The organism is Lederbergia lenta NBRC 16444 (assembly GCF_001591545.1).
GTDB lineage: Bacteria > Bacillota > Bacilli > Bacillales > Bacillaceae_C > Lederbergia > Lederbergia lenta.
The window spans coordinates 1,309,277-1,330,204 of sequence record NZ_BCVC01000001.1 but is presented as its reverse complement, the minus strand read 5'-3'; the positions used below and the strand labels follow the sequence as shown (position 1 = coordinate 1,330,204).

Sequence of the window (20,928 nt, the reverse complement as noted above, 5' to 3'; positions counted from 1 at the left end):
TTGTATCTTAGCTTGAGCGTACTACTTTTCGATGTTGCGTAAGTGACTTGATATCTTTAAAACCAACGAAGTTTTTATTCTGTTCATCCCATAAACGGAAATGGAGCGAACGTAAGCTAGTTTTAATAGTGATCGTTTGTACATCCTGTAAAGGAAGATTATTATTATGAACTTCTTCCAAATAATAGTTAGGCACTCTTGGACTCAAATGGTGAATATGATGGAAACCAATATTACCAGTAAGCCACTGCAATACTTTTGGCAATTTATAGTATGAACTGCCATCCATTGCCGCTTTTACATAATCCCATTCTTCTTGGTTTTCAAAATAAGAATCCTCAAACTGATGTTGTACATAGAATAACCATATTCCAAGTGACCCAGAAATAAAGAAGATAGGGAATTGTATTAATAAAAATGCTTGCCAACCTATTGTCCAACAAAGCAATGCAGCTATACCGACTATTAATACATTCGTTAAATATGTGTTATTACGTTCTTTTTTTCGTGCATCTTTTACGTTAAAACGGTTAGTGATGAGGAAAGCATAGATTGGTCCAATACCAAACATCACAAATGGGTTCCTATATATGCGATATGATAATCTACGGAAAGGTGTTGCTTCAATATATTCATCAATCGTCATAACCCAAACATCGCCAGTTCCGCGTTTATCTAAATTACTACTTGTTGCATGATGAATCGAGTGGCTTCTTTTCCATTGTTCATAAGGAAATAAAGTTAATACCCCACTTATCGTACCGAGGATTTGATTTACACGACGATTTTTAAAAAAGGATCCGTGAGTGCAATCATGAAAAATAATGAAAATACGCACTAAAAATCCAGCATTAATGATGCATAGAGGTAACGCTATAAAGTAAGAAATGGACAAACTTTGATAAGCGAGTATCCATAGTAGAATAAAAGGTACAAATGTATTGATTACTTGGCGAACACTATTTTTCGTATTAGATTTTTCATAAGGAGCGATTTCTTTTCTTAAGGCTCTTGCCTCTTGTTTTTTCATATTGCATGCTTCCTTTCTAAACTTTGTAATCATAATGATATAGAAAAAAAAGACGCTTTTATAGACATAGCTGTCATGGGCAAACCATGATAAATGTCATGTATGATGTGAAAAATTTTCCAACTGGTATAATCACATACTTACTGATTCTTTCTAGCTTAATTGAAAGTATTTCCCTATCACGAATAAAATTTACTTTAAGAAACAAAAAATAGTTCAACAAATAGACTATTTAATCCCATTCTTCGTTTGGAGTCACGCTCAAAGAGCTATTAAGTATTATAATTAAGCTATATTCATTTGAAATAATCTTGAAGTCATCTAAGGACTGGACTAATATGGATCTATTGTAAGACGGTGGATTTAATCATTCCGCGGAAAGTAAGTACTTGGAGCGGAACTCAACCTTCCGTGCTACTATATAAAAAATGACTGTAGGAGTGGATCAGATGATGTTGTATGTACCTATTGGTATAGGGTTAATTATTGGAATAGTCACTATAGTACTAACTAGGTTGTTAGTAAAGTTCCATCAGCCAAAATTTCTTATGAATTCACCTGGAATTCTTACTTTACTCGCTGCAGTCGGTTTGTTTTATGTAGGTTTGTCAGTAGTCAGAGGGTTTGAAGGTGCCGCATACCTTATACTTGCCATAATTATTTCTATTTGTGCTGTAATTTCATTAATAACTGGGAATTTAAAAAAGACAAATTAGCTACTTTATTGATAGAATTGTTAAAAATAATGATGATTTGTCTACAGTTTCTTTAATTTGATTCCTCCGTTTTCTAAGGTTTAACATTCCTCTATGTATTTTATAACTATGTAGACTGTAGATTATTAAAAAAGACTGGGAATATTAACACAAAACTGTGTATTCGGTGTATAATTCATATGAAAAGTAAATACGGGAGTGAGCAGTTTGAAACATACTATTCAACGTACATACAATTTTAATGCTGGTCCTTCAGCACTTCCATTAGCCGTTCTTGAAAAAGCTCAACAGGAATTAGTTGACTTTAGAGAAACTGGTATGTCTGTTATGGAATTGAGTCACAGAAGCCCGGCCTATGAAGCTGTACATAATGAAGCAATTAAGCGTTTAAAGGATTTATTCGCAATTCCAGAAAACTATGAAGTGCTATTTTTGCAAGGAGGTGCAAGCCTTCAATTCTCAATGATTCCAATGAATTTTTTACAACCTGGGCAAAAAGCTGGTTATGTCATGACGGGATCTTGGTCAGAAAAAGCTATTACCGAGGCAAAGTTATTTGGAGAACCATATGAAGTGGCTAGCACAAAAGAAGCGAAGTATTGCCGTATTCCTGAGTTAAATGAACTGCAATATAATGATAGTGACGCATACATTCATGTAACTTCAAACAATACCATTTACGGAACACAATGGCAGGAATTCCCTGATACAGCTGACATTCCACTAATTGCTGATATGTCCAGTGATATTATGTCCAAATCAGTTGATGTCAGTAAATTTGCGATGATTTATGCAGGTGCACAAAAGAATCTAGGTCCATCAGGTGTAACACTTGTTATCATTCGTAAAGATTTACTAGAAAAAGCAAATGGGAAACTACCGACGATGTTGAAATATGGTACTCAAGTAAAGAGTAACTCTTTATACAATACTCCTCCAACTTTTGGCATCTATATGCTTGGTGAAGTGCTTCGTTGGATCGAGGAAACTGGTGGATTAGAAGCTGTTGCGCAACGTAATGAAGAAAAAGCGAAGTTGATTTATGATGCGATTGACAATAGTAATGGTTTTTATGTAGGCCATGCAGAACATGCTAGCCGTTCTCTTATGAATATTACTTTTAATCTTCCGAGCGAAGATTTAGAAAAGAAATTTTTATCTGAAGCAAAAGAAGCAGGCTTTGTCGGTCTGAACGGCCATCGTTCTGTTGGTGGTTGTCGTGCATCTACGTATAATGCCGTTCCGTATGAAGCATGTAAGGCGCTTAGTGAATTCATGATTGAATTCCAAAGAGAAAATGGTGTGAACTAAATCTAGATTCTCATAATATTTCTTTTAAGAAAAGCACTCCAGTGATGAGTGCTTCCAGACTGTAGATAGACTTGAATAAATGGGTCGTCTACAGTTTTTTATAATTGCATTGGAAAGAATAGGTTTTCCGAACCTTACCGCATGGCGAGCAGTAAGATTCGGAAAACTAATAAAATATGAAATTTCGCATTTCTAATTTCAAGAAAGAAATGTTACTAATTAGACATGTTTACTAATCAAGCGGGATGTTAATGACATTATTATATGCTTTCATATAGTGCATGCCTTCTATTACTAGATATTCAGGTTCTATTTTTGTGTCAAATAACAAAGTTCGTTCTTTCATCTCCCTCCCATCCTCTTGGCTTATATAGTTTTCGTTCACAGTTGTTTTTAAAGGAATTAATTTGTCTTTTGATTCTAAGGAAACACCATCAAGCATCACATCATCATCTGTTGCGATTGTTATTTCCACTCCTTGTGAAGTTGTTGACACATCTTTCACCCATACTTCTTTTCCAGCAAGTTTCATTTGCTTATAGTCAATAGAGCTAAGAGAAATTCTTTCCTCTAGCATCTGATATCCGGCAAATTCTTTCATCACTAACTCTAGTGATGTTAACTTTTCAGGTAATGCATCATAGCGGATATCAAATGTTCTCCCTCTAAGTGAGGATTGCGCACTGCTACCTGTGATTTCAATTGGTACGCCATTTGCAATCAGTTCTATGCCATATAACGCTAAATTGACTCTATCAAAGTTCTCCACATTTAGTGATCCTTCAATTTTTGTCATCGTTGGTGTTGCTATAATTGATTTGAATGTAATCTTTCCTTTGTCCACTTGTAATGTCTTTTTGATCGACTGCTTAATCTCCGTTTGCATTGCTTTGTTTGGGTTATAAGGGATTGAAATACTTTCTTCTATAACTTGATTGTCTTGTTCATTTTGCCAAAGGTGTATTGTTAATTTCTTCGAAAATGGATTAACGGGCTCAAAAGACATTGTACCTTTTACCTCCGTATGATCCTCATTTATTACATACGAGCCACTTTCCTTATGTGAGTTTGTCAAAAAACTAGTAATTCTTGATGGGTTAAAAAGCTCTCCAACATCATCTACTATCCCATTTGGATTCGTTAAAGTGTAATACGTCACCAATTGATTCGCATCTGTCATTATTCCGTTTATGATCAGATCCGTTCCGTCTTCTAGCTCCACCTTTTTTTCTACAATTTGCCCCATCCCTTGGTCATTTAGTTCTTTTAAAGTACCATGGATTACTTCATCAAATCCAAGTAGTTTCTTGCCATAAAAGGCGAGCGCGTTATATTGATAGCCAACAACGACTATAAAAAATAGAGCGATCACTGCTAACTTCCACATTGGTGTAATTCGTTTCGTTCTACTTGGAGAAGTACTATTTAGTGCACTCCTTAATCTATCCTCTAATTCTTCTGGTGCTGTAATGGCGTCTATGCGTTTTTTCTCTTCCATTAATCGTTTCTCGATGTTATTCATTAACATCACCTCTCGTATAATGAACTCTTAGCTTTCTCAAACCTTGAAAGATCCTAGATTTTACGGTCCCGATCGAAACATTTGTTATATTTGCGATCGTTTGATAATCAAGATCATGAAAGTACTTTAATGAAATTGCTTCTTTTTGATGCTCATTTACGTGTACTAATAATGCCTGGATATCCATTCGTTGGTCACTATTAATATAAGGATCACTCATCAACCCCTGATCTGCTTCACTCCCCCAATCATCTAATAACACAAGCTTTTTTTGCTTACGAAGCAAGGTTTTGCACCGATTTACCAAAATAGTTTTACTCCAACTATAAAAAGCCTCTTCTCTCTTTAGTTGATTAATCTTCTCATATACAATAACAACCATTTCCTCCATCACATCCAGCGCATCATGCGAATTACCCATATAGGTGAAAGCAAGCTTATAATAGGCATCTTTTTCAGCCATAATTAATTGTAATAATGCTTCTTTATTTCCCCTTTTTGCCTTTTTCACTAATCGAATTACATTCATGCCTCCACCTCTCTCCCCTATAAGAGTCTTGACTGCGATAAAAAGTTCATTTTATTTTTAAAATATAATATTAGTTTAAAAACATATAAAAAACCGTACCTACATGAATAGATACGGTTCTAAGTGCGTATTAGACTGCTTTTGTTTTCTTGATTTGCTTACTTCTAAGCTGACCACAAGCAGCATCAATATCTGTTCCTTGTTCATGACGAACACCACAGTGGATGCCTTTTTTCATTAAGGTATCGTAAAACGCGAGAATCGCATTTTTTTCACTTCTTTGGTATTGTCCATGTTCATCAACTGGATTATAAGGAATCAAGTTTACATAAGCAAGATGTCGTCTCTTATGGAGAAGTTTAGCAAGTTGCTGTGCCTCTTCTACATGATCGTTCACATCTTTTAATAAAATATATTCAATCGTAATTCGTCGATTTGTCTTTTCAGTGTAATAATCAACTGCTTCCATTAATTTAGCGATCGGATAGGCTCTGTTGATTTTCATCACTTTCGTGCGCAGCTCATCGTTTGGAGCATGTAAAGATAGGGCTAAATTAATACGCATATCTTCATCAGCGAATTTGTACATTTTTGGTACGATACCGCTCGTTGATACGGTAATATGTCTTGCACCAATAGCCAGTCCTTTCGGATCGTTCACGACGCGTAGAAAATTCATCAAGTTATCGTAATTGTCGAATGGTTCTCCAATTCCCATTACGACTATATTACTTACCCGCTCTCCATCTCCTCTTTCATCGAGATGCTGTTGTACCTTCATAATTTGTTCTACAATTTCACCGCCATTTAAATCGCGGTTCTTTTTCAGTAATCCACTTGCACAGAAACTACATCCGATATTACAACCTACTTGTGTCGTCACACAGACGGATAGACCATAATTAAAGCTCATTAACACTGTTTCAATCAAATTACCATCTTGCATTTTGAATAAAAATTTAATGGTACCATCTTCAGACTCTTGCTTTACAGATTGCTCCAAAGTTTGAATAACAAAATGGTCTTCTAATATTTGCAAACACTCTTTATTAATATTTTTCATTTCGGAAAAGTTTGTTACACGTTTTTTATATAGCCAGTCCCAAAGTTGATCAGCGCGGTATTTTTTCTGACCTTGTTCTAACAAAAATTCCGTCAGTTGATCTTTCGTTAAACCATATATCGATTTTTTCATTTTTATAATCCTCATTTCAAAAAAATACAATTTAATTATTATACTACTAGAATAAGGATAATGAAACAACCGGTTTAATTATTTTTCATTAAAGACAATGCTTGAACACCAGACATTAAATATTTTCGCAAGCTTCAAGTGCCAACCTGTCAATGGAAGAAGTTTGTAGAGAACGGCTTAAAACAGCAAAAAATTCGTCAATTTCTGAAGTGGTAGTCTGTTTATGTATAGATATTCTAATAAATCGTCTTGTGTCGTCTGCCTCATAACCAATAGCCGCCATTGCAGATGCAGCTTCCCCAAATCCTATCTTACACGCTGTGCCTGTTGATATCGCAATTTGTTCCCGATTACATTCAAGCATCATCCATTGTCCTTCGATATTAGGTAGCAAAAATCCGTATATAAATGGTGATCTTTCTTCCTTTTTACCTGTCAATTGAAGTGGATATTCTAATGTGCTCATGCGTTCCTCTATATATTGTTCTATTCTTTTTGCATGCATGTAAGATGTTTCTTGTTCTTCGACTGCCAGTTTACAAGCGATTGTTGCCGCCGCTATACTTGGCACATCTACCGTACCTGCCCGAAAACTTGATTGGTGTGTCGTCCCTTCATATAGAGCTTGCCAATGTACAGATGGATCAACATACGCAACCCCTACTCCCTTTGGTCCAAAGCATTTATGCGCGGAGAAGACTGCTGATGTCACGTTCATTTCCTCTACATGAATTGGTAATTTACCAAGCGCTTGAACCGCATCACAGTGAAAAGGAACGCCAACCGACTTTGCCCAATTAGCAAGTGTTTGTATTGGTTGTATAGCACCCATTTCAGAATTAACATACTGAATGACGACAAGTGCCGTCTCCCTGTTTACTATTTTTTTATATTGTTCAACAGAAACGATCCCTTTTTCATCTACTGGGAGATAATGAATAAAGTATCCTTCCTTCTCCAGTTCATTCATTGTGTTTAACACAGAAGCATGTTCCATTTTTATGGTCACAATTTCCTTTAGGTGCATCGGTCTTCCTCTAAGTACTGAACGAATCCCCAATTGATTCGCTTCAGATGCATTTCCCGTAAAATATATCCCTTCTTGACGAGCTCCAATCAGACTCGCGATCATCTGACGACATGATTGGAATAAATCATGTGCATTCGTACCTACATCATGTAAACTCTGCGTATTTCCCCAACATTTATGAGCTGCTTCTGTATAAGCTAACAACGTTTCCTGACGAGGTGGCGTGGTGGCAGCGTAATCCAAATAAATCATCTCAAACTCCCTCCTGCTAAAAAAATATCTTGTTTTAAGTGTAACTATATGGTATTAATAGTGTCAAGATGTATGTAAAGTCATATGTAAAGTAAGGTGTAAACCATGAAGGATTTTTCTGTAAAATTATTTGATGTAATCATTGTCGGTGGTGGAATTGCGGGGAAAATGCTAGCACACAGACTTCCAGCATCGATGAGTATTGCATGTATCACCAAGGAAAAACATGTTAGTAATTCCATTATCGCCCAAGGTGGGATTGCAGCCGCTATTGCTCCTGACGATCATCCCGTGTCCCATTTCGAAGACACCATTGCAGCAGCTAATGCACATGCAGATATCGACCGAGTGAATCTACTCGTGACGGAAGGATCAAAATCTGTGCAAGCGTTGATCGAGGAAGGTTTGTTATTTGATCGTGATCCATTTGGGAATTGGTCTTTCGGCCAAGAAGCTGCACATTCAAAACGAAGAATTCTGCATGCAGGTGGAGATGCAACAGGTAAAGGTATCATGGATTTTTTGGAAGCGAAAACAGATGACAAATTGTCACTTCTCACAAATCTGGTAGTTGTAGAGTTAATCATGATTGATGGTAAGTGTGCTGGTGTTATCGTGTTAGATTCTGTTAGAAAAAAGTCACGTATTTATGGAAAGCATATTGTTTTAGCAACTGGTGGAATTGGTCAGTTATATGAAAATACGTCAAATGCTGTTATCGCATCAGGAGATGGCATTTCACTTGCTTACCATGCGGGAGCTTTACTTGCTGATTTAGAATTCGTGCAATTTCATCCTACGATACTACAGCTTAGCGGAAAATCAGAAGGGTTAATTTCTGAAGCAGTACGTGGGGAAGGTGCCCTGCTGATCGATGAAGATGGCAGACGGATCATGGAAGGCGTTCATCCATCATTAGAGCTTGCTCCCCGTGACATTGTCGCACGTGCCATTGAAGAAAATTATCAAAAGCAGAAAAAAGTGTTTTTAAATGCTCAATCAATCACAGGGTTCAGTGATAAGTTCCCAACGATTTATCGAAACTGTCTTCACCATTCCATTGATCCGCTCACAGAAAATATTCCGGTACGACCAGGCGCTCATTTTCATATGGGTGGGATTCGGACAAATGAGTGGAGTGAAACGAGCATCCCTTATTTATATGCGATTGGTGAAACAGCTTGTACAGGTGTACATGGCGCAAATCGACTAGCAAGTAATTCATTACTAGAATCACTCGTTTTTGCCGAGCGGGCTGCGCAGATGATTCAATCAAAAATAAATAGTAGTTATCATATTGTTAATGATGAACCATTCCAAGAGCGAACGCTATCTTCTCTTCCTTCCATTGAGGAAATGAAAAAAATGATGACGACTTTTGCGGGTATCATCCGTGATCAAGCTGGTTTAGAAAGATTACTAGATAGATTAAGACCTAGTTTTGAACAATTATCAGCAACCAATTTTTCCGATCTAGCTTTCCCTATGCTGAAGATTGCTCATTTTTTAACAAGTTCTTATTTAATTGCTCAATCTGCTTTATTACGCACAGAAAGCAGAGGTGCTCATTATCGATCAGATGTTGAAAATCCGGATGATAAATGGAGTGGAAAAGTAATCATTATTAGTAAAGATGGTTGCTATCAAACTAATCGACGTACAAACAATTATCAAGAAAAAGAGGTATCCGTCAAATGAATTCAATCAAAATAAAGAAAACGTTGGAACATTTTTTACTTGAAGATATTGGGGATCGCGATCTATCTGCGACAATATTCTCCCCTTCGCAACAAAGTAATGCGTTGATTCGAGTGAAGGAAGCTGGTGTAATTAGTGGGCTCTCCCTTCTATCATTTGGCTATGGGCTCCTTGATCCGAGAATAAAGGTGGTGCTTGGAAAACAAGATGGAGATTTGGTTGAAGCTGGAGATCTTATTGCGGAGATTAGCGGGCCAACAAGTGTATTGCTGTCTGGTGAGCGCGTGTTATTAAATTTATTGCAACGCATGAGTGGAATTGCCACATTAACAAGCCAATGTGTCACAGCATTAGAAGGTTCATCAACCAAAATCACTGATACACGTAAAACAACTCCTGGTCTACGTATCTTTGAGAAATATGCAGTCCGTTGTGGAGGTGGCTATAATCATCGCAATGGCTTATATGATGCTGTGATGTTAAAGGATAACCATATTGCTGCTTCCGGTTCGATTCTGGAAGCTGTGAAAGCAGTAAGAGAACATGTTGGCCATATGACTGCAATCGAAGTGGAAGTAGAAACGAAAGAACAGCTGCTGGAAGCAATTGAAGCGAAACCACATGTAATTATGTTAGATAATCAAATTCCAGAAACAATCTCAGAATGGGTACAGCTTGTTCCTGATTTTATTCATACAGAAGCTTCGGGAGGAATTACAATCGACGAGTTATATGCATATGGTCAAACTGGCGTTGACTATATTTCACTCGGCATGCTAACACATTCCGTAAAAAGTTTAGATATTAGTTTAAACCTATCGATTTCTCAGAAAGAGGTGGAAGTATAGTGACTACAATGCTTGAACAATTAATATTGACCGATGCCATGCCCGAAAGTTATTTGCAAGCAAATATGGATGAATTATACGAAAGAGCACGGGCAGCCAAAACCAAGCTAGGTTCCCGTTTGTTTATTCTCGGCCATCATTATCAGAAAGATGAAGTGATTCAGTTTGCTGACGCAACGGGGGATTCGTTACAATTAGCACAAGTGGCTGCACAACAATCCGCTGATTATCTCGTCTTCTGTGGTGTACATTTCATGGCAGAAACAGCTGATATTTTATCGACGGAAAAACAAGCAGTGGTGCTCCCTGATATGCGTGCTGGTTGCTCGATGGCAGATATGGCTGATATTGATCAGACAGAGCGAGCTTGGAGTGAGTTACAACGTGTATTTGGAGAAACAATTATTCCACTGACATATGTGAATTCAACGGCAGCGATTAAAGCCTTTGTCGGCAGATATGGTGGCGCAACAGTGACGTCTTCCAATGCGGAAAAAATGGTGCGCTGGGCTTTGACGCAAAAAGAAAGATTGCTATTTTTACCTGACCAACATCTTGGTAGGAATACTACGGTAAAACTGGGGATTAAATTAGAGGAAATGGCCATTTGGGATCCTATTCGTAATCAGTTAGAGCTAAACTGCCCAGCTGATGATGTGAAAGTGATCTTGTGGAAAGGACATTGCTCTGTTCATATGAATTTTTTACCGAAGCATATTGAGAATTTGCGTATGAAAGAACCTGATCGTCGAATTCTTGTTCACCCTGAATGTACGTATGAAGTAGTGCACGCCTCTGATGATGCTGGGTCAACGAAATATATTATCGATACGATTGCTGCTTCTACACCTGGCTCTAAATGGGCAATTGGTACAGAAATGAATCTCGTGAATCGCTTGATTAAAGATTATCCTGATCGTGATATTGTTTCGTTAAATCCATATATGTGCCCTTGTTTAACGATGAATCGGATTGACTTACCACATTTAACATGGGTGCTCGAGTCACTTGTGGAAGGAAGAGTCCCGAACCAGATTACAGTGGATACGAAGAGGACTAAGGAAGCGAAAATGGCATTGGAGAAAATGTTGTAAGTGAGCGAGTTAACTAATGAGATAATATGAAACTTAGATTATAGCTAGATTACTTTTCTATGTAGTCTAGCTATATGAATTAATTTTATAGTAGAGAAACTCATATGAAAGGAAATCCGAACAAAGTTATCCCTGCGGAATCATCGTTGATTTCCGCTTCAGGATGGCGCTTTCCGGGGGGCGTGCGGTGAGGTTGCTTTTTTAATTGAGCATAATAATCTACGATCGTATTTTTATTTTTTTGTACGCAAGGAATAAAACTATTCATCTCTTTTTTTAAAACTATTCAAAATCATATATCCTAATATAACACCGGATATAGTCACTATTGTTTGAGTTTCCATAAGTTTAACCCTATAACTATGTGGAAGAATATTTGTTGTTAATGTTGTATTCAATATATAATAACTAAATGAGATGAAAAGAAACGGAAGACTGGTCGAAAAGAGTTTAACCCAGTCAAAGGAAAAACGATTTTTATGAAATAAATTGATTGCTATACGTGGTAAATGAATGGCCATCCCTGCGAGAATAGGAAATAAAATAGTAAAAAGCATATAAGGTACAACTATTCCAGTTTCATTTTGATATTTATATAACATTAATTCAACATCCATTCCCACATATAATAACAGAATAATAGCTAATGACCGTATAAAATATTTCATGAATCGACGTTTGATCACTCCTTTCGCCTCCTTCCTTTTATGCATTTGGTTTTATCGTACTGAACTTTGCAATATTCTATTCGGAAAACTCTCACAACATTAACGGATGATCATCTATCTCCCCCCAATCGCGCATATGATAACTAGACGATTCACAATTGATTTTGGTTCTATTTAATATCAAAATACTTTTTAATATTAGTTTACTATTTTCTAACAGCACATTATTTACCTCCCATAGTACAATTAGATGGAGGTATTAAAAAATGCTAAATGAAAGGTGAGTATTATGTGCGTTAATTCTGAATGTTTAGGATGTAACTTAGCTAATAAAAATGCGCAAGTTAATGTGGTTTATGAGAACGATTTCGTTTGTTGTATTTTAGACCATGATCCATTTAATGAAGGCCATGTGATGATACTCCCGAAAGAGCATGTGGAAGATATGGACGAACTAGACGCGGATACCGCAAATGCTATCATACAGGCATCAAGGCTCATTTCAAGAGCTATAAAAGCACTGTATAAACCGGATGGGATAACAATATGCCAAAATGGAGGAATATTTAGTGAATTAAACCATTTTCATATGCACGTTGTGCCAAGGTACAGGGATCAATCATTTGCTGCCTTTTATTTGGATGATGATTTGAACAATGAAGCAATTAAGTATAATTTAAAAGAAACACAAACAGAACTACTGAGGCATATCAGAGGAATAAAGTAAGTGGTATACTTCAAATAAGAAAAGGATCAATGAGATGAATAAGCTTTTTAATATATTATTTCTGTTTTCAAACCACTTTTCTCTATATTTAACTCATAATAAAGCCACTCCTATAATAGAAGTGGCTGAAAACTCGTTTTATATTAATGTGTTTCTCCCTGTTCGTTACGACGATTCGGTGGAGTACCACTGTCTACTTTTCTCGGATAGTCTGTCCATCCTTCAGAAACTGCACCACCCTCTGCAATCATTCTCTCTATTGCCAATTTTACACGAAGCTGTTTATCATTTAACTCTTCTTCCTTTTGATAATTGTTATTCACAATAATCAACTCCTTAATTTTATTTACCCTATTTTTGTTCATTTAAACTATCCTTACTCCATTTGTTAAAAGCTACTGTGTTAAAATAAATAGGTAATCACGAAAAATTTATCTATAAACATAAAAGAACTTTTTAATCTATATAAAAATTGGGAGAGATTCCTATGGCAAATATTAGTGATATAGCAAGGATGGCTGGTGTATCTGTTTCGACAGTATCAAGGGTTTTAAACAATCATAAATATGTATCAGAAGAAAAGAGAGCAGCAGTTCAAAAAATAATGAATGAAATGAACTATACGCCCAATAAAAATGCAGTCGATTTAATCCGTGGTGAAACTAAAATGATTGGCGTAATCATTCCTTATAATAATAACCAAGCATTTGATCAAATGTTACATGGTGTGCTTAATAAGTCTGTAGAAAGAGATTACTCTATTACTGTACTGCCTACTAAATATAATAAAGCGAAAGAAATAGAATATCTTGCTATGCTTAAAAATAAATTGCTTGATGGGATCATTATTACCTCTAGATCAAATAATTGGGAGAAAATCATCCCTTATACGAATTACGGATCTGTCGTTTCTTGTGAATATACTGACCATCCCGACATAGGCTGCTCTTATATCGATAGATATGCTTCCTACCTTGATGTTTTTCAATATATCAAAAGTAAAGGCCATGTAAACGTAGCTTTTACTACAGCCAGGGGTATAGAGAGTATTAGCACGCAACAAACGATAGGTGCTTATAAGGAGATCTTCGGAGAAATCAATTCAGGTTATCACATATCGCATTGTTATAGTATGGATGATGGATATGACGCTGGACAAAAGCTTCTAAGTTTAAGAGAGAGACCAACAGCCATATACGCAAATGGCGATGAAGTTGCTGGTGGTATTTATCAATATGCCCGCTCTATCGATTATGAAATACCGAAAGACGTAGCTATTATAGGACAAGAAAATCAACCAATTGGTATAGGACTTGGCCTTTCTTCTATCGATCATCAGTTAATTAAGGTTGGCGAACAAGCTTTTGACCTAGCCGTTAACAAATCAAAACAAAAAATGAAAATCCCTTATCATATAATTCATCGTTTATCCATTTAGCTATTGACCTGAAATCCATTTCATCCCCTACCATATTATTAGAAGATAAATTATAGGGAGGATGGATTTTATGTATCGTACTTTTATCTTTGATTTAGATGGAACAATTATTGATTCTGAAATGATTGGGCTTTACGCTTTACAGGCAACATTAAAGGAAAAAGGTATTAACAAAAGCATTGATGAACTTCATTTTTCTGTTGGTATTCCAGGTTTAAGAACGTTGGAGATATTAAATATAGCAGATATTCCAACGACACTTGAATCATGGCTTGAAAAGGAAAAGCCACTTATGAAAAACGTTCCTCTATTTGAGAATATTATCGAAGTAATTGCTCAACTTCCTAAAGCTGGAATCGTAACATCTCAAACTGCCGCAGAGATGAATAATAGTTTTTATTTATTAAATATTGATCATTATTTTTCATCTATTGTTTGTGCTTGTGATACAGAAAAACATAAGCCAAATCCAGAGCCTTTGCAATTAGGATTAAAAAGGTTAGGTTGTAAGGCGCACGAAGCTATTTATATTGGCGATTCAAAATACGATATGGCATGTGCTCAATCAGCTGGAGTCGACTTTGGTTTAGCTTTTTGGGGAGCAAAAACATTAACTGGATTTGAAGGTGCAGATTATATCTTTGAAACGCCTAATGATATTCTAAAATTGATAACTAACAATAAACTAGATCACAAGGTTTGAAAGATCCTGTAAATCAAAAATACGCAAGAAATTCAAAGAATCCATTTTGCAAAAGATTGCGCAAAATGGATTCTTGAGTTTCGAAGAAAAATAGTTTATTATAAGAATTTTTGATTATTCTATGGTATGTTTGTTGTACATTAACACCCGATTATTCAACATGTCGAAACCTTATTCGTCCATGTATAATAAACAAATCTTAATTTTTTGCCATTCATTTCAAATTCTTTATCACTGGTTTCGATATGCTGAAATCCGTTTTTCTCTAATATTTTTTGGGACGCTATGTTATTAGTTGTTGTTTTCGCTTTAATCTGCATGATGTCTTGATCTATTACTGTTTCTAATAATAAACTCAAGGCTTTATTTGCAACACCTTTTCCGGTATGTACTTGCCCCACTCTATAGCCTAGATAACCGATTCTTTGAGATATATTAATATCAATTAGATTTATTCTTCCGAGAATAGAATCATTTTCATCCTTAATTAAATAGAAATATGAACTTCCTTCAGCTTGTTCATCTAGTAACTCTTCAACCCTTTTTCTGAAAATTTCAGGTTTAAAATAGTCGTCTCCACGGGTCGGTACCATTTCTTCGAAAAAAATTCTGTTAGTAAGTTCAAACTTATACAAGTCCTCAGCATCTGTGATCTGCAATTTTTCAATTAATATATCCATGCATATTATCCACCAATCAAATTTATAATCCCTACATTATAAATTATAACAGACACTCTCTCTAAATCTAATCTCCCTTCAACGTTATCTAGATTTACTCTAAATACTTCCGAAACGCCACTGCTGCATCGTAAGGATTTTTTGACTTCATGATCGCCGATACGACCGCTACACCTGCAATCTTATTATTTGGCAGTAATTTCATATTATCAAGTCCAATGCCACCAATAGCTACAACTGGGATCGACACTGCTTCTGCAATTTTTTCTAAATCCCCTTTTGGCAGTAATGAAGCATCTGCTTTTGATTTCGTTGTGAAAACAGAGCCAACGCCAATATATGAAGCTCCATTTTTTTCTGCTTCTTTCGCTTCTTCCATTGTTGAAGTTGATATTCCAACTATCATCGATGATGGTAACATTTTTCTAATTGCTACAAGTGGGAGATCGTCTTGTCCAACATGAACACCTGCTGCCCCAACCGCTAAAGCAATATCAACACGGTCATTAATAATGAGTGGAACATCATAGCGATCGAGCAAAGCTTTTACACTTTTTGCTTTTTCATAAAAGCATTTGCCTGTACTCCTTTTCTCACGAAGTTGGACAATCGTCACCCCTCCTTTAACAGCCTCTTCAATGATTGGGAGTAATTTTTCTAAAGGGACAGATTCCTCTGTTACCAAATTCAAAGCATATGTATTCCTCATTTAAAACGCACACCTTTCTCCCAAACGGCTTCATTCATTAAAAAAATTTCATCCATTAGCTTACTTCGGTAAGTTCCAATGCCATCATTAGCCTGTAGCGAGTTTTTAGCATTTTCTCCCGCTAAGCTCATAACAGACATTCCAGCAATAGCGGCTGAAAACCAATCATCTGTAATTCCTGCAAAGCAAGCTATCAATGAAGCTGTCATACAACCGGTTCCCGTTATTCTCGTTAACCAAATATCGCCATTTTCTATTTGCACACTACTTATCCCGTTTGATATGACATCGGTTTCTCCACTAATTACGGTTACGGCTTGTAACTTATCTGCTGCTTCTAAAGCTAGTTTCTCTTTTGAAATAGATAGTTCTCCAGCATCTACACCACGAGTGATCGCTTTTCCACCAATCAAAGCATATACTTCCGTCGCATTCCCTCTTATAATATTAACTTTCACTTTATTAAGGAAATTGCTAGCTCTTTCTGTCCGAAAAGGAGTTGCACCAACGCCAACAGGATCAAATATGACGGGTATCCCTTTCGTATTAGCAGCCTGACCAGCTATAACCATTGCCTCATACATCTGATCATCAATTGTTCCAAAATTAATCACTAGCGCATCTGCTAGCTGAACCATGTCAGCAACTTCCTCTATACTCGTTGACATGACAGGTGATCCACCTATTGCCAGAGTGGCATTTGCACAATCATTGATCGTCACATTGTTTGTCAGATGATGAACAAGAGGCCCATGACCTTTTATATTTGAAAATAAACCGATGATCACATCTTTATTCATGTATATTATCCTCCTTATTCACGAAACGGAAAAATTAATTCTAATTTCTATTGTTAAATAGATGATAGTTTAGCATGCTTATATAATTCATAAAAATGATGTACTGGTCCATGACCGTGACCAATATCAAGACTATGTGCAATCGCAGTAGTGATATAGTCTTTAGCCATGCGAATCGCTTCAAACGATGCGGCACCTTTTGCTAAATTTGCTGCAATCGCCGATGATAATGTACATCCGGTCCCATGCGTATTTTGGGTATGAATTCTTTTTCCATTCAACCAATAAAAGTCCGTCCCATCGAAATATAAATCATTTGGATCTCCGTTTAGATGGCCGCCTTTCAATAAAACTGACTTCGCACCCATCTCCCTCATCTTCATACATGCATGTTCCATATCGGCTTCTGTCTTTATTTGGCTATTTGTTAAAACTTCCGCTTCAGGAATATTGGGAGTAATGATTGTAGCCAACGGGATCATTTTATCTTTTAATGCTAAGATTGCTTCCTCCTGTAGCAAATGATGACCTGCCTTCGACACCATGACAGGATCCAAAACAATGAATCTAGGTTTATATATTTCAAAGGCCTGAGCAATAATCTCCACTGTATCTGATGATGAAAGCATCCCAATTTTTACGGCATCGACTTGAATGTCATCAAATACCGCTTCGATTTGATCTTTAATGATGGAGGTCTTTATGTTTTGTACTGAGCGAACTTCGGTTGTGTTTTGGGCAGTAATAGCAGTGATTACCGACATCCCGTATACCCCCTGAGCTGCAAATGCTTTTAAGTCTGCTTGAATTCCTGCTCCACCACCAGAATCAGATCCGGCGATTGTTAGTGCTGTTTTCAAAAGATATTCCCCCTATCGCATTATTTTTCATCATTACTTTAAGAAGCGCGTAACCCAATAAAGCTCCGGTAAAAGAACTGATCGTAAATGCCGGAATGAGACCAAGCAACGTTGCTTCTTTGCCTAATATTAAAATGGCGATCGGATACGTTGCCATCGCACCTAGTATGCCAGTCCCGATCACTTCACCAAGCGCTGCGTAAATTAATTTCTTTGTTTTTGCATACATAAATGCCGCAAATAAGGCGCCGATCATACTGCCTGGATAGGCGAAAAGACTACCGGTCCCAAGCATATTCCTTAGTGTGGAGGAGATAAGTGCTTGTGCAAGTGCATACCATGGCCCAAGTAATACCGCTGATAACACACTAGCAAAATGCTGAATCGGAAATATTTTCGCGAAACCTATAGGGATATAAATAAATCCACTTGTAAATGTTGTAATGGCCGCTATTAATGCAGTAACGGTGAGCTTTTTTGTTTTCTGCATTTTTTCATTCCTTTCTCATTGAAGTTGTTTATGCCCTACCGAACTGTACTTCTAATTATTGTTTTGCTTTGGGACAATATTTTTGACGAGTTCATCGGTATCTACTTGTTCCGTGATAATATTCATGTCGTATAGCCAATCTGCTACACTTTTCCAAGATGCTTCTTCTTGAAAACCAAATGGTAGATCTGCCTCCTCCATAAGGGGTAATAAAATGTGTAAACCTTCCATTTCCGCCTCTTCGTCTAAAGGAAAACTATCATTTTCATGATCTAACAATACTTGTAGTCCTTCTTCAGGATTTTTCTTTACCGTTTCCTGTCCTTTGGTGACTGCACGCCAAAATCTTTCAATCGCTGCTTGCTTCTTTTCTAGTGTTTTTTCTCCAGTTACGACGATGAGCTCGTATGTATCTGGCACACCGTACTCAGAAGGATCCGTTACCTTTACGTCATACCCTTCTTTATTGAGCAGGACTAACTCATGATTAACATATGCACCAACAATCGCATCTACGCGATCTGTAGACAAAGCAGGCATCAAATCCCAGCCTACATCTGCAAATTTAACTTTGCTTATATCCCCGCCGTCTTTTTCTACCATTGTTGCAATGATAGCCTCACTTACCGATGATGATGGATAACCAACTAGTTTTCCCTCTAAATCTTTCGGTCTAGTAATTCCACTTGCTTGTTTATACATCATCCCATCTAATGAATGCCTTACGAGTGTTGCCACCGATACGATAGGAATATCTTCCGCTTTTGCGACTAATACCTCTGTTTGATAGCTAATAGCCAAATCAACTTTTCCAGTCGCAGCAAGCTTTAATGGATCATTTGTATCTGCGGGCATTTCTATATCGACATTAAGTCCTTCTTCCGCAAAAAAGCCTTTTTCGTCCGCAACATAAATAGCTGAGTGTACTGCATTCGGATACCAATCAAGCATAATACTAATATCTTCAAGCTCACTCTCTCCTTCACTATTACTACTTTTTGCATTTTGCGAACAGCCAACCAACATGCACACAACAGATATGATGAGTAATCGGTGTATCCATTTGTTTCTAATCATTTGATATCCAACTCCATATATTTTTTGATAAATACAAACTCATGCTTCATTTTTCCAATGTAATACTCGCTTTTCAATCGATGAAACAAGTGTGAATAATAAAATGCCAAGGACAGTAAGAATGGTGATAGCAGCAAAAACCCCTTCCGCATTTAAATTTCCGGACATCCGCCGACTGTAATAACCAAGGCCTTCACTCGCTCCTAACCATTCTCCAATCGTCGCTCCAACTAGGGCAAAAACAATGGCTAATTTTAAGCCGGAGAAAAAGGATGGAAGTGCCATCGGAATATGTAATTTTAATAAAGTCTGCCGTCTAGTTGCACCCATAGAGCGTAATAATTCGCTGTACTCACTTTCACTAGATTTAAGCCCATCATATGTTCCAACTACAATTGGAAAAAAAGAGATGAGAAAAGTAACAGCAACTTTGCTCCATATTGTATAACCAAACCAAAGGACGAAAATAGGTGACAACGCAATAATCGGAATCATTTGTGAAATTAATACAGCTGGATACAATACTTTTTCTATTATTTTTGAATAAAACATTGCGATCGCTACCGAAATACCAAAGACAAGGGAAATGGTAAATCCCACTAAAAACTCAAGCATCGTCGCACGAAGATGTTCGAATAATAAAGCTTTCCAATGAGTAATTATCATTACTATTACACTAGAAGGCGCTGGTATGATAAAAGCTGGAATGACTTTCGTGTGAACAAGCCATTCGATAAACAAGAGTACCAATACAGCCATTAGCATAAATAGTGCGTACGTTCTAAACCAATTTTTCACATGTATCATAGGCAATCTTTTTCTCCAATTCCTGTCGTAGCGATATAAGTGCTGATGAATACAGCAACTCTTTTGCTCGAGGCCGTGGCAATTCTACTAGTATTTCTTCTAATGATTTATGTGGATGTAATAAAATAATCCGATCACTTAAAAAACAAGCTTCTTCCAAATCGTGCGTAATAAAAAGGATCGTTTTATCTAGCTCTTGCCATATCGATAATAGCCATGTTTGCATTTCTTTTTTCGTTAATGCATCAAGCGCACCAAATGGTTCATCCAACAACATCACATCTTTACCAGTTAACATTGCGCGCAAAAAAGCTGCGCGTTGCCTCATTCCTCCAGATAATTGATTAGGAAGGGCATTTTCATAAGCGAGTAAGCCAACACGATCAAGCCAAGTCCTCACTTCTTCCAGTGTAACGTGAGTATTTTTTTGAATTTCAGTACCAAGCATAATGTTATCGATAATGGTTCGCCAAGGGAGCAGGAGATCCCGCTGGGGCATGTAACCAACATCCCCCAGCGAGATTGCTTGACCATTTATACCTATTTCTCCTTCATCTTGCGTTAATAGACCAGTGATTAACTTTAAAATGGTACTTTTACCGGTTCCGCTTTTTCCAATTAATGTAACAAATTCACCTTTATTTACCGTTAAATTTAATTCAGATATTACTTTGTGTTTTTGTTTCGCTTTATTTGTATATGAGTAGGAAACATTCTTTAATAGGAGTGTCATCTTTTCACCTG

General features: G+C 36.8%; 23 protein-coding genes. 8 read left to right on the top strand and 15 right to left on the bottom strand.

The genetic code is table 11. The annotated features are described in order from the left end of the window. Positions 1–7: 7 nt before the first annotated feature. On the bottom strand, positions 8–1,030 hold the full coding sequence (desA, locus tag BLE01S_RS06220) for a Delta(5) desaturase DesA (RefSeq protein WP_066138465.1): 1,023 nt from the start codon (positions 1,028–1,030) through the stop codon (positions 8–10). A gap of 449 nt (positions 1,031–1,479) precedes the next feature. On the opposite strand from desA, the gene BLE01S_RS06215 reads away from it, so the two are divergent. Together BLE01S_RS06215 and serC are read left to right on the top strand one after the other, a co-directional pair. Further along, complete coding sequence (locus BLE01S_RS06215) at positions 1,480–1,746, top strand: YesK family protein (protein ID WP_066138463.1); 267 nt, start codon at positions 1,480–1,482, stop codon at positions 1,744–1,746. A gap of 207 nt (positions 1,747–1,953) precedes the next feature. Further along, on the top strand, positions 1,954–3,057 hold the full coding sequence (serC, locus tag BLE01S_RS06210) for a 3-phosphoserine/phosphohydroxythreonine transaminase (RefSeq protein ID WP_066138461.1): 1,104 nt from the start codon (positions 1,954–1,956) through the stop codon (positions 3,055–3,057). A 232-nt stretch (positions 3,058–3,289) separates the two neighbouring features. On the opposite strand, the gene BLE01S_RS06205 is transcribed toward serC, so the two are convergent. The 4 genes from BLE01S_RS06205 to BLE01S_RS06190 all read right to left on the bottom strand — a co-directional run bounded on the left by BLE01S_RS06205 (position 3,290) and on the right by BLE01S_RS06190 (position 7,585). Next, entirely contained in the window at positions 3,290–4,579 is a 1,290-nt protein-coding gene (locus tag BLE01S_RS06205) for a DUF4179 domain-containing protein (RefSeq protein ID WP_066138460.1), read from the bottom strand. Further along, positions 4,572–5,108 carry a sigma-70 family RNA polymerase sigma factor gene (locus BLE01S_RS06200; RefSeq protein WP_066138459.1) on the bottom strand — a complete coding sequence of 179 codons (537 nt, stop codon included), beginning with the start codon at positions 5,106–5,108 and terminating at the stop codon, positions 4,572–4,574. The genes BLE01S_RS06205 and BLE01S_RS06200 overlap by 8 nt, the downstream gene beginning before the upstream one ends. Before the next feature lie 130 nt (positions 5,109–5,238). After that, a complete protein-coding gene (gene rlmN, locus BLE01S_RS06195; RefSeq protein WP_066138458.1) occupies positions 5,239–6,303 on the bottom strand; it encodes a dual-specificity RNA methyltransferase RlmN in 1,065 nt (354 codons plus the stop codon). A 115-nt stretch (positions 6,304–6,418) separates the two neighbouring features. Beyond that, complete coding sequence (locus BLE01S_RS06190; protein ID WP_066138457.1) at positions 6,419–7,585, bottom strand: IscS subfamily cysteine desulfurase; 1,167 nt, start codon at positions 7,583–7,585, stop codon at positions 6,419–6,421. Positions 7,586–7,690: 105 nt separating this feature from the next. On the opposite strand from BLE01S_RS06190, the gene nadB reads away from it, so the two are divergent. Genes nadB through nadA form a run of 3 tightly spaced genes read left to right on the top strand, consistent with a single transcriptional unit; the run spans position 7,691 to position 11,225 of the window. Continuing rightward, positions 7,691–9,283: an L-aspartate oxidase gene (gene nadB, locus BLE01S_RS06185; RefSeq protein WP_082788599.1), complete on the top strand. Its 1,593-nt coding sequence runs from the start codon at positions 7,691–7,693 to the stop codon at positions 9,281–9,283. After that, complete coding sequence (gene nadC / locus BLE01S_RS06180) at positions 9,280–10,131, top strand: carboxylating nicotinate-nucleotide diphosphorylase (protein ID WP_066138455.1); 852 nt, start codon at positions 9,280–9,282, stop codon at positions 10,129–10,131. The genes nadB and nadC overlap by 4 nt, the downstream gene beginning before the upstream one ends. Positions 10,132–10,139: 8 nt before the next feature. Next, positions 10,140–11,225, top strand: a complete 1,086-nt coding sequence (nadA, locus tag BLE01S_RS06175) for a quinolinate synthase NadA (protein WP_169800026.1) — start codon at positions 10,140–10,142, stop codon at positions 11,223–11,225. A gap of 260 nt (positions 11,226–11,485) precedes the next feature. On the opposite strand, the gene BLE01S_RS06170 is transcribed toward nadA, so the two are convergent. Continuing rightward, positions 11,486–11,911: a hypothetical protein gene (locus tag BLE01S_RS06170; RefSeq protein WP_066138453.1), complete on the bottom strand. Its 426-nt coding sequence runs from the start codon at positions 11,909–11,911 to the stop codon at positions 11,486–11,488. Positions 11,912–12,182: 271 nt separating this feature from the next. On the opposite strand from BLE01S_RS06170, the gene BLE01S_RS06165 reads away from it, so the two are divergent. Beyond that, positions 12,183–12,620, top strand: coding sequence for an HIT family protein (locus BLE01S_RS06165; protein ID WP_066138452.1), 438 nt, complete (start codon positions 12,183–12,185; stop codon positions 12,618–12,620). A 143-nt stretch (positions 12,621–12,763) separates the two neighbouring features. Here the strand turns inward: BLE01S_RS06165 and BLE01S_RS06160 are convergent, their stop codons facing one another. Then, positions 12,764–12,943, bottom strand: coding sequence for a hypothetical protein (locus BLE01S_RS06160; protein ID WP_145981927.1), 180 nt, complete (start codon positions 12,941–12,943; stop codon positions 12,764–12,766). Positions 12,944–13,107: 164 nt separating this feature from the next. Between BLE01S_RS06160 and BLE01S_RS06155 the strand changes: the two genes are divergently transcribed. Together BLE01S_RS06155 and BLE01S_RS06150 are read left to right on the top strand one after the other, a co-directional pair. Continuing rightward, positions 13,108–14,058, top strand: a complete 951-nt coding sequence (locus tag BLE01S_RS06155) for a LacI family DNA-binding transcriptional regulator (RefSeq protein ID WP_066138447.1) — start codon at positions 13,108–13,110, stop codon at positions 14,056–14,058. 70 nt (positions 14,059–14,128) lie between these two features. Next, on the top strand, positions 14,129–14,761 hold the full coding sequence (locus BLE01S_RS06150; RefSeq protein ID WP_066138444.1) for an HAD family hydrolase: 633 nt from the start codon (positions 14,129–14,131) through the stop codon (positions 14,759–14,761). A 155-nt stretch (positions 14,762–14,916) separates the two neighbouring features. Here BLE01S_RS06150 and BLE01S_RS06145 read toward each other — a convergent pair whose 3' ends face one another. The 8 genes from BLE01S_RS06145 to BLE01S_RS06110 form a co-directional block, all read right to left on the bottom strand. Further along, positions 14,917–15,441, bottom strand: coding sequence for a GNAT family N-acetyltransferase (locus BLE01S_RS06145; protein ID WP_066138441.1), 525 nt, complete (start codon positions 15,439–15,441; stop codon positions 14,917–14,919). Between the two features lie 94 nt (positions 15,442–15,535). Further along, positions 15,536–16,150 (bottom strand): thiamine phosphate synthase, encoded by a 615-nt coding sequence (gene thiE / locus BLE01S_RS06140; RefSeq protein WP_066138438.1) that lies wholly within the window; start codon positions 16,148–16,150, stop codon positions 15,536–15,538. Further along, positions 16,147–16,950 (bottom strand): hydroxyethylthiazole kinase, encoded by an 804-nt coding sequence (gene thiM / locus BLE01S_RS06135; RefSeq protein WP_066138435.1) that lies wholly within the window; start codon positions 16,948–16,950, stop codon positions 16,147–16,149. The genes thiE and thiM overlap by 4 nt, the downstream gene beginning before the upstream one ends. A 53-nt stretch (positions 16,951–17,003) precedes the next feature. Further along, positions 17,004–17,810: a bifunctional hydroxymethylpyrimidine kinase/phosphomethylpyrimidine kinase gene (gene thiD / locus BLE01S_RS06130; RefSeq protein WP_066138431.1), complete on the bottom strand. Its 807-nt coding sequence runs from the start codon at positions 17,808–17,810 to the stop codon at positions 17,004–17,006. Further along, positions 17,779–18,300, bottom strand: coding sequence for an energy coupling factor transporter S component ThiW (gene thiW, locus BLE01S_RS06125; protein WP_066138428.1), 522 nt, complete (start codon positions 18,298–18,300; stop codon positions 17,779–17,781). Before thiW ends, thiD begins: the two co-directional genes overlap by 32 nt. A gap of 51 nt (positions 18,301–18,351) precedes the next feature. Next, positions 18,352–19,377, bottom strand: coding sequence for an ABC transporter substrate-binding protein (locus BLE01S_RS06120; protein ID WP_066138425.1), 1,026 nt, complete (start codon positions 19,375–19,377; stop codon positions 18,352–18,354). A 39-nt stretch (positions 19,378–19,416) separates the two neighbouring features. Then, on the bottom strand, positions 19,417–20,184 hold the full coding sequence (locus BLE01S_RS06115; protein ID WP_066138421.1) for an ABC transporter permease: 768 nt from the start codon (positions 20,182–20,184) through the stop codon (positions 19,417–19,419). Next, a complete protein-coding gene (locus tag BLE01S_RS06110) occupies positions 20,159–20,917 on the bottom strand; it encodes an ABC transporter ATP-binding protein (RefSeq protein ID WP_066138418.1) in 759 nt (252 codons plus the stop codon). The genes BLE01S_RS06115 and BLE01S_RS06110 overlap by 26 nt, the downstream gene beginning before the upstream one ends. Positions 20,918–20,928: the final 11 nt, after the last annotated feature.